Annotated in this window: 11 protein-coding genes; 8 read left to right on the top strand and 3 right to left on the bottom strand. The window is 37.4% G+C overall.

Annotated elements, in window-relative coordinates; genetic code table 11:
* Window positions 1–30: 30 nt before the first annotated feature.
* The gene (locus KEM10_RS10140) at window positions 31–531 is read right to left on the bottom strand and encodes a metallophosphoesterase family protein (protein WP_212215869.1); all 501 of its coding nucleotides are present in this window, start codon (window positions 529–531) and stop codon (window positions 31–33) included.
* An 81-nt stretch (window positions 532–612) separates the two neighbouring features.
* Between KEM10_RS10140 and ppk1 the strand changes: the two genes are divergently transcribed.
* Genes ppk1 through KEM10_RS10125 form a run of 3 tightly spaced genes read left to right on the top strand, consistent with a single transcriptional unit; the run spans window position 613 to window position 4,096 of the window.
* Window positions 613–2,712: a polyphosphate kinase 1 gene (ppk1, locus tag KEM10_RS10135; RefSeq protein ID WP_212215868.1), complete on the top strand. Its 2,100-nt coding sequence runs from the start codon at window positions 613–615 to the stop codon at window positions 2,710–2,712.
* Entirely contained in the window at window positions 2,712–3,218 is a 507-nt protein-coding gene (locus KEM10_RS10130; RefSeq protein WP_212215867.1) for a SixA phosphatase family protein, read from the top strand. The genes ppk1 and KEM10_RS10130 overlap by 1 nt, the downstream gene beginning before the upstream one ends.
* A gap of 8 nt (window positions 3,219–3,226) precedes the next feature.
* Window positions 3,227–4,096 (top strand): SPL family radical SAM protein, encoded by an 870-nt coding sequence (locus tag KEM10_RS10125; protein WP_212215866.1) that lies wholly within the window; start codon window positions 3,227–3,229, stop codon window positions 4,094–4,096.
* 159 nt (window positions 4,097–4,255) lie between these two features.
* Here KEM10_RS10125 and KEM10_RS10120 read toward each other — a convergent pair whose 3' ends face one another.
* Together KEM10_RS10120 and mnmA are read right to left on the bottom strand one after the other, a co-directional pair.
* Window positions 4,256–4,693: an alanyl-tRNA editing protein gene (locus KEM10_RS10120; RefSeq protein ID WP_244825739.1), complete on the bottom strand. Its 438-nt coding sequence runs from the start codon at window positions 4,691–4,693 to the stop codon at window positions 4,256–4,258.
* A gap of 194 nt (window positions 4,694–4,887) precedes the next feature.
* Complete coding sequence (mnmA, locus tag KEM10_RS10115) at window positions 4,888–6,090, bottom strand: tRNA 2-thiouridine(34) synthase MnmA (protein WP_212215865.1); 1,203 nt, start codon at window positions 6,088–6,090, stop codon at window positions 4,888–4,890.
* Between the two features lie 205 nt (window positions 6,091–6,295).
* On the opposite strand from mnmA, the gene KEM10_RS10110 reads away from it, so the two are divergent.
* The 5 genes from KEM10_RS10110 to KEM10_RS10090 all read left to right on the top strand — a co-directional run bounded on the left by KEM10_RS10110 (window position 6,296) and on the right by KEM10_RS10090 (window position 13,569).
* Window positions 6,296–6,910, top strand: a complete 615-nt coding sequence (locus KEM10_RS10110) for a hypothetical protein (RefSeq protein WP_212215864.1) — start codon at window positions 6,296–6,298, stop codon at window positions 6,908–6,910.
* Window positions 6,911–7,021: 111 nt separating this feature from the next.
* Window positions 7,022–9,025, top strand: coding sequence for a glycoside hydrolase family 97 protein (locus KEM10_RS10105; RefSeq protein WP_212215863.1), 2,004 nt, complete (start codon window positions 7,022–7,024; stop codon window positions 9,023–9,025).
* Between the two features lie 309 nt (window positions 9,026–9,334).
* Entirely contained in the window at window positions 9,335–11,575 is a 2,241-nt protein-coding gene (katG, locus tag KEM10_RS10100) for a catalase/peroxidase HPI (RefSeq protein WP_212215862.1), read from the top strand.
* 142 nt (window positions 11,576–11,717) lie between these two features.
* On the top strand, window positions 11,718–12,620 hold the full coding sequence (locus KEM10_RS10095) for a mechanosensitive ion channel family protein (RefSeq protein ID WP_212215861.1): 903 nt from the start codon (window positions 11,718–11,720) through the stop codon (window positions 12,618–12,620).
* 100 nt (window positions 12,621–12,720) lie between these two features.
* Entirely contained in the window at window positions 12,721–13,569 is an 849-nt protein-coding gene (locus KEM10_RS10090) for a hypothetical protein (RefSeq protein WP_212215860.1), read from the top strand.
* The last annotated feature ends 400 nt before the right edge of the window (window positions 13,570–13,969 follow it).

Below are 13,969 nucleotides of genomic sequence, written 5' to 3'. Positions count from 1 at the left end.
TAATAGCCATTAGCTGACAGCTATTAGCTTTTAAACCCTTTTGGGTCCTAATTCTATCACCTCCATATCTTTAATTTCTTTTCCATCGATGGTGAAGCGAAGAGCTGTACGAACAGAATGAAATCCCGATCGACCAGCAGCCCCCGGATTTAAATGAAGAACATCCAGAGTTTTATCATACATCACTTTTAAGATATGTGAGTGACCCGACACAAAAATCTGAGGCTTTTTGCGAATTAAATCAGCCTTCACATGCTTTTCATATTTTCCGGGATATCCGCCTATATGGATCATATACACAGAAACATCTTCACAGCTAAACTCAAGTACCTCATTCAATTCCTGCCTGATATTATTACCATCAATATTACCCCAAATTGCTCTCACCGGTTTAAAGTTTCTCATTTCATCCAGCACCTTTATATCACCTAAATCTCCTGCATGCCATATTTCATCCACATCTTTGAACAATTCTTTAAAACGTGCGTCAAAATAAGAGTGAGTATCAGATAAAAGACCAATTCTTTTCATTTTATAATTTAAATAGACCACAAAGAATGCCTAAAAATAGGGCATTTTTTATAAATTTATAACCCACCAAGTTTAGTAAATATGACCCAACAGTTTTTCAACCGTGATATCAGTTGGCTATCGTTTAACCATCGAGTATTGGAAGAAGCTAAGGATGACAACCTTCCATTATTTGAGCGACTTAAATTCATGGCTATCTACTCAAATAATCTGGATGAATTTTATAAAGTTCGTGTGGCTGAATACCGTAATGCCGCAGCTGACCCCAAGAGTTTCCCCGATATTCCTAATGCTGAAAAAACACTTGAACAGATTAATTCAACAGTTTCGCAACACTGGATCGAGTTTAGTCAGATATTAAAAGAAGCTATTCTGCCACAGATGCATCTGAATGGACTTATACTTCATTATAAGAGTTACCCTAATGATCCAAGTCATTTAAAATATATACAACACTATTTTGATAACGAACTAACTCCATATGTTCAACCTGTATTGTTGAATAAGGGTACGCGTACTTTCTTGCGCGATAACCGATTATACCTGGCTATTAAACTGTTTAAGAAAACGAAAAACGACGCTTTAAAGAAAAACCGAAAACCCCGTTATGCCTTAATTAAACTTCCCACCAGTGATGCTCCGCGTTTTATTGAGCTGCCAAAGGTAGATACCCAACATCATATTGTTTTTCTGGATGATGTAATCAGGTATAACTTGCAGGAGCTGTTTCCGGGTTTTGATGTGGTTGGAAGTTGGGGAATTAAACTGGCGCGGGATGCTGATTTAGGCATTGAAGATGAATTTGGTGGCGATTTAATTGAACGCATCAAAGAAAATCTGGCTAAACGAAAAATTGGTAAACCAGCCGGATTTTTGCACGATAGAAACATAGCTATCGATTTATTACATTATTTGCAGGATATGTTCGGGATTAACTCCAACGAGTTGGTTCCAACCGGTACCTATTTAAACTCGCATGATTTCTTTAACTTCCCAACATACCATGCTCCTCATTTAGTTTGGAAAGCTCCCAAACCTATTCATCCGTTTGAACTAGAGGAAGCCGGATCGATGTTTGAGGCTATTAAGAGAAAAGAACGTGTTTTACATTATCCTTATCATTCGTTTCAATACGTTATTCAGTTCTTACACGAAGCAGCTACTGACTCCAAAGTAGAAGAAATAAAGTTAACGCAATATCGTGTAGCCAATAACTCTGAGGTGGTTAGTGCTTTAATTGCAGCTGCGCATAATAAGAAGAAAGTAACAGTTTTTGTTGAAGTTAAAGCCAGGTTCGACGAAGAGAATAACCTTTACTTTGCCCACCAGATGGAACAGGCAGGTATTAAAATTATCTATAGCATACCGGGCTTAAAGGTGCATGCCAAAATGGCTCTTGTTCTGCGACGGGTAAATGGTGTTAGAAAGCGTTCATTTGCATACCTAAGTACAGGTAACTTCAATGAAAAAACAGCTCGCTTATATACCGACCATGGTTTCTTCACCTGTAATGATGAATACCTGGATGACATGGAGAATCTTTTTGATTATCTGGAAAATCAGAAGCATAAACCTGAGATGAATAAGCTTTTGGTTACCAAAATCAATCTGCGAAAAAACATCATGGACCGGATAAATAAAGAGATTGAATTAGCCCAGGATGGAAAGAAAGGCTATATCCTTCTTAAGATGAATGGCATTCAAAACAAAAATCTTATCAACAAGCTTTATGAAGCAAGTAAAGCAGGTGTAAAAATTGATTTAATAGTACGAGGTATTTGCTGTTTAGTGCCCGATAAGAGTTATAGTAAAAACATAAGAGTTTTGCGATTAGTGGATAGCTTTCTCGAACATCCGCGTATCTGGGTTTTCGGAAACGATGGTAAGACTGAAATGTTTTTATCTTCTGCCGACTGGCTTAACCGTAATATCAACCGACGCATTGAAACAGCTTTTCCAATAGAAAAAGAAGAATTAAAAAACGAGATTCTTGATATTCTGGAAATGCAGTTAAACGATAATGTTAAGGTTCGACGTATTGATGCCAACCTCGAAAATGTTTTAGATCCTAGTGACCGACCTCCTTTGCGGGCGCAGGTAAGCACGTATCAATATCTTTTGGATAAGGATCAGGCCAGTAAAGAAATCCATCTTAAAAACAAAACCGAAACCTTAAAATAATGAAGCGATTAATATTCGTCAGGCATGCTAAAACAGAGCAATTAGATTACGGTAGTACTAAAACTGATTATCAACGCGAATTAAAACCTCGCGGTTTTAAAGACAGTGAGATAATTTCAGAAAAGCTGATAAAAATGAATGCTTTTCCTGATTACATTTTATCGAGTTCAGCTAAGCGAGCCAAACAAACGGCTAAACACATTGCTAAACACATTGATTTTGATACTGAGCAGATAGATTATCAACGTTTTATATATGATGGCTATACAACTACCGAATTCCTGACTTTTCTGGAGAAATTCAACCAACATGAAACAATAATGGTAGTTGGGCATAACCCGGAAATAGCCATGATTGCCATGAATCTGAGTGATGGAGATTATTATCATTTTCCTACTTGTGCAGCTACTGCTATTACATTTGATGCTGAGAACTGGAGTGATGTAAATGCCCGCGAAGGAAAACCAGAATGGTTTATTTATCCCAGCATGTTTAAGCAAGACTAAGTTTATTAATGAGCGAATTTATTCAGTCCAAAACCATCTTAGGTACCGTTAAACGACCTGACACTTGGTTTGGGAATAGTTATAATCTGAATTTATTCAGAGGTTGCTCGCATGGATGTATCTATTGCGATTCGCGAAGTTCTTGCTACCAAATTCAGAACTTTGATCATATTCAAATAAAAGGGAACGCTCTTGAATTACTTCATAAAGAGTTAAGATCGAAAAAGAAACGAGGCACCATCAGCTTTGGTTCAATGAATGATTGTTACATGCCAATTGAAGCAAAACAACAATTGACCCGTAAAGCCTTGGAGATTGTAGCTCTTCACAAATTTCCGGTTCATATCATCACAAAAGGCACTTTGGTTACACGCGATATCGACCTATTGAAGGAAATTAGTAAGGTCTATGCTGCAGTTAGTATCACAATCACCACTTCCGATGATGATCTGGCAAAAAGAATTGAACCCCATGCCCCATCGTCTAGTGAAAGATTCAATGCTTTGAAACAACTCCGGGAAGCAGGTATTTATGCAGGCATTACTTTAATGCCCATTCTTCCTTTTATTAATGATTCAGTAGAAAACATTACACAGTTAGTTGAAATGGCAGCCAACAGCAATGCAGCTTATATTATTGCCTCCATGGGAATGACCATTCGTGAGGGACAGCGCGAGTATTTCTACGCTAAATTAGATCAAGAATTTCCGGGCTTAAAAGATAAATATATTGCAACTTTTGGCGATCAATATGGTTGCGGATCACCCAATGGTAAAAAATTACAAAAAACGTTTCAGGATGCCTGCAAAAAGTATAATATTCCAACTAAAATGCAGTTTTATCAACCAGAGACAGATAGTCAGCTGACACTTTTTTAAATGTTTAATTGCTAATTTGTTAAGTAGTTTAGTTGATAGCCATTTGACTCAATAATTAAACAATTTGACAAATCACAACATTGTCAATTGAAAATTGATAAATTGTTGAATAGAAGAATCACTTTTAACTTTTGCCTTTACCCTTTTTCCTTGATTAATTTAAGGTCTCTTCAGCTTAAAACGAATTCGTAAAACACCATTTTCAAAGCTGGTCGAGCCCAACTTAAACTCGCCAACTTCTTTTGTATTTGCAACATGCTCACCAATACATAGACATTCATCGTAATCGCCAACAGTAACTACACGTAATTCTTCACCTGCTTCTTCAGGCAATCGATCTAATTTAAAGTTAGCTTGAGCCTCTTCCCGAGAGATATCGTACCCTTTCACATCGACATGTTGCGCCAGAATCTCATTCACCTTTGCTTCAATGGCTTGCTCTTCTTCGGTAGTTAAAGCACGATCAAAATGATAATCACATTTCGATTTCTTCTTTTCAAGATGATTAGAGAAAGAACGATCGCAACCAAACATATTTACCATTGTTCGATTCAAAACATGTTCGGCAGTGTGCATTTCCGGATTATATGATTTCATAGATTGATCTTTAATGTTTAACTGCTAATTTTTTAAATCGTTTAGCTAACGAATTGTGAAAATAAAACATTCCATAATTAACATAGCACTTACGTACTATGCTAATACAAACATCCCTCCGGGATTATTATTCTATGAAACTTTTACCTAACAGATATCAATGTACCAAAGTCAACACTCAACTTTTGCCTTGATTAGCTAATCACTCCTGAACCAATCAACTCATCTTCGTCGTACCACGAAGCAAACTGACCAGCGGTTATTCCGCGTTGAGGTTGATCAAACACCAAAAACATTCCTGCTTCTCGACGATGTAATACTCCTGTTTGTAATGGCTGACGATAGCGAATTCGCAATTTTAAACGACGCGTCTCTCCCACTTTCATCTTTAAATCTTCGCGTACCCAGTGAATTTCATCAGCATTAACTCGAAGTACTTTACGGAACAAACCCGGGTGTTGTTTACCCATACCGGTATATACCTGATTGAAATCCACATTGGTACCAATGATAAACAAAGGCTCGGCAAATCCTCCAATATTCAATCCTTTACGCTGACCAATGGTATAAAAATGGGCTCCGTTATGTTCGCCAATTTTCTTTCCATATTTGGGATGGAAAGCATATGGTTGTGACAATTCCATCAAATCTTCATCAGTTGGGTTATCTCCATCTGCTTTTGACCAATCACGAACAAACAACTCACTGTGTGCATCAATATTGAATACACGTCCTTGTTTTGGTTCAAGCTTTTGTTGCAGAAAAACAGGTAAGTCAACCTTTCCCACAAAACAGATTCCCTGTGAGTCCTTTTTATGTGCTGTAACCAGTTTCAATTCATTGGCGATACGTCGAACTTCAGGCTTAATAATATCACCAATCGGAAACATTGCTTTTGATAATTGCTTTTGACTCAACTGACACAAAAAGTAGCTTTGATCTTTATTATCATCACTTCCGGCCAATAATCGATGTACTTCTTTGCCATCAACCATAATGGTTTCTTTACGACAATAATGTCCGGTAGCCACATAATCAGCCCCCAACTCCAATGCTTTATCCAAAAATACATCGAACTTAATCTCGCGATTACAAAGAACATCAGGGTTTGGAGTACGTCCTTTTTCATATTCGGCAAACATATAATCCACTACGCGTTTACGATAATGATCGCTCAAATCAACCATGTGAAAAGGAATTCCCAACTTCATAGCCACAGCCTGTGCATCAAACTTATCATCCAACCACGGACAATCAGCTTTTAACACACCGGTAGTATCGTGCCAGTTCTTCATAAACAGCCCGATAACTTCATACCCTTGCTCTTTTAGTACGTAAGCGGCCACACTCGAATCTACACCACCTGATAAACCTATAACTACTTTCTTCTTTTGCATCGATTGGTAAAAAATTGCAATTAGCCTGCAAAAATACAGTTTTTTATTGATTTGATTAAGTTAAGAGATCTTAATCTGCACCCATAATTGTTACGCAATCATTCTAAGTTATAAATCATTACAATTATTAATTCGTTTTATTAAAATTTATTCATAAGTGCATACTCTTTAAAGATTGTCAGATAAGAGTATGAAACTAACCTTTTTGATCTTAACTCTAGCCTTATTATTGGCCAGTTGCGCTGTTGAGCACAAAGTCATTCCTGAATTATCAATAGGAAATATTGATACCTATCAATTTAACGAAACCGACAGTTTATACTACGGTTACTTCAAAGACCTACTGAAAGAATCGTGTAACAAACGACTCCAACGATGGGCCAAACGCAAACATTATACTTTTGTAGGATTTAAAGTCACCAATGCCAGTTTAGAATTCACAAAAGGATATCAACTTAAATACTATTACAAAGGCCAAAAGATAACACCCGTCCGCAATCAATGGGTGGCTCACAAAGCCCGTCAGAAGTCAAAAGCCTCAGGATGGCTTGCTTTACCTTTTACATTAATCGAAAAAGCTATTTGGCCACCTGAAGAAGTGTATGACGAATACGGATTTAGTCAAAATGATGAATCTACTATTTCGTCGCAAATAGCTGAAGACGATAATAAAGTACGAAAACAAGCCAACAAAGATCTGGCTGAAGATTTGGTAAGTCACGAAATAAGCGATAAAGTTCTGCACACAGGTGTTCCGGTATATGGGATAATGGTGCTCGAGGGTGATATTGATCTAGCGCAATTGGAGATCGGAAAGTAATTTCATCGGTATTTGATTGAATAATACATTATATTCTTTTGGATAAGAGTTTATCTCGATCTATTTTTAAATCGAAATATAAATTCTCATCCTTAAGAAATTCAAGCTTATATGAAATTAGTTCTTTCCAAAATAACGCAAAGATATTTGCCTTTATTAAGTCTTTCGGCACTATTATTTTATTCATGTCAGACAACAAAACAAAGTGAAGTAACTTCGCCCGGTGGCACCATTAAAACCATCGTAAATAGCGAAAATGGTTTACAATATTCTGTTGTTTATAATGAAGATACCCTACTTACAAATTCTGAAATTGACATTACTTTAAAAGGATTTGATAAGCTTGATAACTTTGAAATTATTTCGCTAACAAAAACAGCAGCAAACAACACTTGGGAACATGTTTGGGGTAAACGCAAAACGGTAAGCGATCATTATAACGAGTTACAACTACAACTAAAGGAGATTAAAAGCAATGTTATAATCGATCTATATGTTCGTGCCTATAACGATGGAGTTGGTATTCGATATGGTTTTCCAAAACAAGATGCTTTAACGAAAATTGAGTTAACTCAGGAAAAAACTCAATTTTCTTTTGCTGATGATTATACAGTTTGGGCAGCAGATTACAAAAACTATAAATCCTCGCAGGAGCAACCTTTTCCTAAAGGTAAATTGAGCGATATTCAAGCTCAACAACTAATTGCCATGCCTTTATTGGTTGAAACATCAAACCAAAACTATGCAGTAATTACCGAAGCTAATCTTACTGATTGGGCTGGTGCTTTCCTTCGATTGGATGAAACGAAGCCCAATACAATCGTTACCGATTTAGCTCCACTTCCCAAAGACAGCACACTTTGTGTGATTCGTGAGACTCCTGCCCTTTCGCCTTGGCGCACCATTATGCTTGGGAATACAGCTGGCGACTTAATTGAATCTGATTTAATTGCCAATTTAAACGATCCGGTAACTTATGATGATGTATCGTGGATTCAGCCTGGAGCATCGGCCTGGGACTGGTGGTGGAGTAATAAATATGCTCCGAGTGCCGACTTTGTATTAGGGCCAAACCAGGAAACCATGAAGTATTACATCGATTTTGCTTCAGAAATGGGATGGCAATACCAGATTGTTGACTGGCAATGGTACGGAGAACCATTCGGACCCGATGGAGATGCCAACCCCGATGTGGATATTACTACTTGTATTGATGGTATTAACATTGAAGAACTGGTAAAGTATGCAGCGTCTAAAAATGTGAAAATAATTTTGTGGGGTCATTGGAAATCCATGAACAAGCAAATGGACGAAGCTCTGGCTTTATATGAGAAATGGGGCGTTGCCGGTATTAAAATCGATTTTATGGATCGTCAGGATCAGGAGATGGTAAACTACTATCATAAACTGGTTAAAAAAGCAGCCGAACATCATTTAGTAGTTGATTTTCATGGAGCCTACAAGCCAACAGGCGTAAGTCGTACTTATCCAAACCTGATTACCCGCGAAGGCGTAATGGGTAACGAATACAACAAGTGGAGCCATGATGTTACTCCAGAGCACAATGTTACACTTCCGTTTACGCGTGGACTTTTAGGAGAAATGGATTACACTCCGGTGTCGTTTAATAATGTCAGACCCGATCAGTTTGTAACTGAAGATAAAGCCAAAGACCTGGCACCAATGGTGATGTCAACCCGATGTCATCAATTGGCAATGCCTGTTGTTTACGAAAGTGCCTTCACTGTTTTTTGCGATTCTCCTGACAGATATAAAACCGGCGTGGGCCTTTACTTCCTTAAGAGTATTCCAACCACCTGGGACGAAACAAAAGTACTAAACGCATCGGTTGGTAATTATCTTACCGTTGCTCGTAAAGCTGGAGACCTATGGTACATTGGAAGTATGACTGATGCTGACGAGCGTGAATTAACCATCGATTTTAGCTTTTTAGACGAAGGAAAATACAAAGCCACTCTTTTTGAAGATGCAGCTGATGCCAACGAAAATCCGGCTAACGCTGTTCAAACAGAAAAGGAGATAAGTAACACAGATAAGCTAACCTTTAAAATGGCTAAAGGCGGTGGCTTTGCTGCAATTATCAAAAAGAAATAAAACTAATACATTCTGATAGAAATTGAAAGGCAATTTCTATCAGAATAAATATATTTCAACAGACTTAGTTATCAAGCACGGTTCATTCCGTGCTTTTTTCTATTCTCCAGCATCATATTGAACCTTATTTTTATTTCCTTTCTAGGTTATTTTTAAAAAGGTTTAATTAAATCACTAGTTGATCCACATACCTCTATACCTTCTATATTTTATCTATTCAGCAACACCAAAACCATAGAGGTTAAAACATTGATATCCTAGTATTTATTTCATATATTATGATTGTTATGTATCACTAAAATCACAATCATGAAAAACACCCTACTATTAGTCACGTTGGTTTTTATTTTATCAGCTTGCAACAATCAAGTACAACAACAATCAGAAGAAAGCTCTGGTAAATGTCCATTTCATAAAGGTTCTCAAATGAGTATGGACAACAAAGATTGGTGGCCCAATCAGGTTGACATCAATATTTTACGTCAACACTCATCCTTGTCTGACCCTATGGATGAAGGTTTTGATTATGAAAAAGCCTTTAATAGCCTTGATTATTATGCATTAAAAAAAGATTTAAAGGAATTAATGACCGATTCGCAAGAATGGTGGCCTGCCGATTTTGGTAATTATGGTCCATTTTTCATTAGAATGGCCTGGCATAGTGTAGGAACCTATCGTGTAGGCGATGGTCGCGGAGGAGGTAATCAAGGACAACAGCGTTTTGCTCCTTTAAATAGCTGGCCCGACAATGTAAACCTTGATAAAGCAAGAAGACTTTTGTGGCCCATTAAACAAAAGTACGGAAGCAAAATATCCTGGGCTGATTTAATGGTTCTTACAGGTAATGTAGCTTTAGAAACAATGGGATTTAAAACAATAGGTTTTGCAGGAGGAAGGTCTGATGTGTGGGAACCTGCCATGGAAGTATACTGGGGATCGGAAGGAAAATGGCTCGAAGACAAACGCTACTCCGGCGATCGTGACTTGGAAGATCCGCTGGCAGCTGTACAAATGGGACTTATTTATGTAAATCCGGAAGGACCTAATGGAAATCCTGATCCGGTAGCAGCAGCCATTGATATACGAGAAACTTTCGCACGAATGGGAATGAATGATGAAGAAACCGTTGCTCTTATTGCAGGTGGACATACGCTTGGTAAATGTCATGGTGCTGGAGATGCTGCCTTGGTTGGACCTGATCCAGAGGCTTCCCCAATGGAAAACCAGGGATTAGGATGGAAAAGTACTCATGGCACAGGCAAGGGACCAGACGCCATTGGTTCCGGTCTTGAAGTTACCTGGACCAGTACACCAACTAAATGGAATCATCAATTCTTTCAAATTCTTTTCGACAATGAATGGGAATTAACTCAAAGCCCGGCAGGTGCACATCAATGGGTTGCTAAGGATTCTCCTGAAATAATTCCTGATGCTTTTGATAAATCAAAAAGACACAAACCAACCATGTTAACAACTGATTTATCACTTAGATTTGATTCCATTTATGGAAAAATATCAAAACGATTCTACGATAACCCCGATGATTTTGATACAGCTTTCGCAAAAGCGTGGTTTAAACTAACACACCGCGACATGGGTCCTCGCAACTTATACCTAGGTCCTGAAACTCCTAATGAAACTTTTATTTGGCAGGATCCAATTCCTGAAGTTAATCATACACTAGTAAGCAAGGCTGACATTGCTAAGCTAAAATCTGACATCTTAAATTCTGGTCTTTCAAGAAGCGAATTGATATATACAGCCTGGTCATCAGCCAGTACTTTTCGCGGATCGGATAAAAAAGGCGGAGCCAACGGAGCCCGTATTATGTTAGAACCACAAATATCGTGGGAAGCCAATAATCCCACTCAACTAAAAAAAGTATTGGAAACACTTTCCAAAATACAAACAGACTTTAATGCTAAATCAAGCAGTAAGAAAGTTTCAATGGCCGACTTAATCGTATTAGGAGGTTCTGCAGCTGTTGAACAGGCAGCCAAAGATGCTGGCTATAATCTTGCGGTACCATTTACTCCTGGAAGGATGGATGCAACACAGCAAAATACTGATATAACAGGAATGTCATATCTAGAGCCAAACGCAGATGGATTTCGTAATTTTAGAAAAACAAAATATAAAATGTCAACTGAAGCCCTGCTGGTTGATAAAGCCCAATTACTCAATCTAACTCCACCGGAAATGACTGTCTTGGTTGGTGGAATGCGGGTGTTGGATGCAAACTATAAGAATAATAAAGATGGAGTATTCACTGATAAACCAGGTACATTGAGTAACGATTTCTTCATCAATTTACTAAGCATGAACACTAAATGGAAGGCTACTTCTGAAGATGAGGAGACGTTTGAAGGTATTGATAGGGAGACTGGTAAAGTTAAATGGACAGCAACCCGGGCTGATTTACTATTTGGTTATCATTCTGAACTTAGGGCTATAGCTGAAGTTTATGCCAGTAATGATGCGAAAGAAAAATTTGTTAAAGATTTTATTAAAGCATGGACAAAGGTGATGAATCTAGATAGATTTGATTAATTCTCATAAACACTTATGAGAAAGCACGGACAATTCTCCGTGCTTTCTTATATCTATCACCATGACAACGTATTACATGTAAACTCTGCATATCTTAAAACAATTTCGTAACTTTTGTTTGCTTCATCTAAAGCTAGTAATAATGCAAACGATACAATCGTACCTGAATGAAGACATTGGGCTAAGCGATGCCAGCCTAAGTAAATTAATAGTATCTGTTATTACTATTTTTATTTTATGGCTGATACGTATAATTGTCTTACGCATTGTTTGGAGGCAAAACAAAAACATTAAAGTTCGCTACCAATGGAAAAGAGCTCTTTCCATCATTGTACCTTTAATCGGCATTGTTATGATTATAGGAATATGGATGCACGCTTTTAAGCAATTTGGAGCTTTTCTGGGACTGTTTTCGGCTGGTTTAGCCATTGCTTTAAAAGATCCATTAACCAACCTGGCTGCATGGTTCTTTATTACTTTTCGTAAACCTTTTGTAGTAGGCGATCGCATCCAAATTGGCGAGCATGCCGGCGATGTAATCGATATCCGCCTCTTTCAGTTTACCATACTTGAAATTGGCAATTGGGTTGATGCAGACCAAAGTACAGGTAGAATCATCCATATACCCAACGGAAAAGTTCTACTGGAGTCACAAGCTAACTACAGCACTGCTTTTGAATACATCTGGAATGAGATTCCTGTTCTACTAACGTTTGAAAGTAATTGGGAAAAGGCAAAGAGTATTCTTCAGCAAATTATTAATCAGCATGCCGAAAACATTAGTAAAGGAGCTGAAAAAGATATTTTTGAAGCCAGTAAAAACTATATGATATATTACAAAAACCTTACTCCTATAATCTACACAAAAGTTAAAGACTCGGGCGTTGAACTTACCATGCGTTATTTGTGTAACCCCAGAAAAAGAAGAGGTTCGGAAGATGAAATATGGGAAAGTATTTTAATTCAGTTTAAACAGCATACTGATATTGATTTTGCATACCCAACAACTCGTTTCTATACTTCTGATAACAACAGTAAAACATAAGACAAATCTCCATCAGGCAAAATAAAACTTTCATCAAAAAATAAGATCAGCCGAAAAACAATCAGACCTATAAATCAGTTTCTTTGAAAAAAAATTAAAGATGAGAAAAACTTTAATCCTTTTGGCATTAATGCTAACAAGCATAATGGCGCATGCGCAAACGTCTGATTTTATAGGTACATTTATGAATAGCAGCAACAATATTTCGCTGCAATTTAAACAGATGGACAACGAGTTCCATGGTATGCTTACAACCGCTGGAACCAACTTTGCCATGAAAGCTCAATTAAAGAACAATCAATTGGTTGGTACTATTTATGGCATGAACGGACCATTTGACTTTACGGCTACCTTACAAGGAACCAACCTTACATTAAATTCGGCAGGAAGTAATGAATCGTTCTATAAATTAGCCAACACTCATTACATCGCCAACCTAGACTTAACTCCTTATATGGTTGATTATAGCCAGACGTATGGCAATAACCAAAACCAAAATTCAGGTACTGAGCAACAGCAACAAAACAATCAAACAGCTGCCAATAACAACAATCAATACCAAACACAAAACAACCAGGACCAGGAAGTACTTAATTTGATATCAGGAAGCCAGCTGGTATACTACCAACGTTCTTCATATGTTAGCGACAATGTATCCAGTTCAATGACTTTTGTTAACTTTTGCCCTAACGGTCGTTTTTCGATCAACTACGACGGTTCATTTAGTGTATCGGGTAATTATGGAGGATATGCAAGTGGCGCATCCAGTTCGCACGAAACTGGCACTTGGAAATTGATTTCGTACGAAGGTAAGCCTGCTGTGTTTTTACAGTACGACAATGGCGAAACAAGCACCAACGTTTATAACATTAATTATTTAAAAGCAGGCAGATGGAGAATTGGTAATACCCAATATGCCTTAGTTCGAAATAAAGTAAGATGTAATTAAAATACAACACATCCAAAACCCTTAATTTTACAGGCCCCGAGTAGGTCTGACCCTCCCCGGGGCTATTTTTCACCTTCAACGAGTAATATTGACCCTCCAATTAGTATAATTGATCCACTGATGATTCATTTCTATTTGGCAATGCCTTGAATGAGGAGGATGTTACATAAATCGTATTTTAAAAAACAAATCTGGAAAATTTGCATTGTTCAATTTATTTCACTCAAGTAGAAAATCCTAATTTAACTATTCAAGAAATAGTAAATGAGAAATTTTATTGACATTACTTTAAGTTAAACCCTATAAGATAAAAAATGGAGCTAACGTATAATGTCTTCTGCCAAAATAACATTATACGCTAGCTCCAATTTTTTACCGTGTAATTGTAATGTCGTATTCA

This window comes from Carboxylicivirga linearis, from assembly GCF_018271995.1.
Classification (GTDB): domain Bacteria; phylum Bacteroidota; class Bacteroidia; order Bacteroidales; family Marinilabiliaceae; genus Carboxylicivirga; species Carboxylicivirga linearis.
Note: the sequence above shows the minus strand (reverse complement) of the source record. Positions and strands in the feature narration are given on the sequence as shown.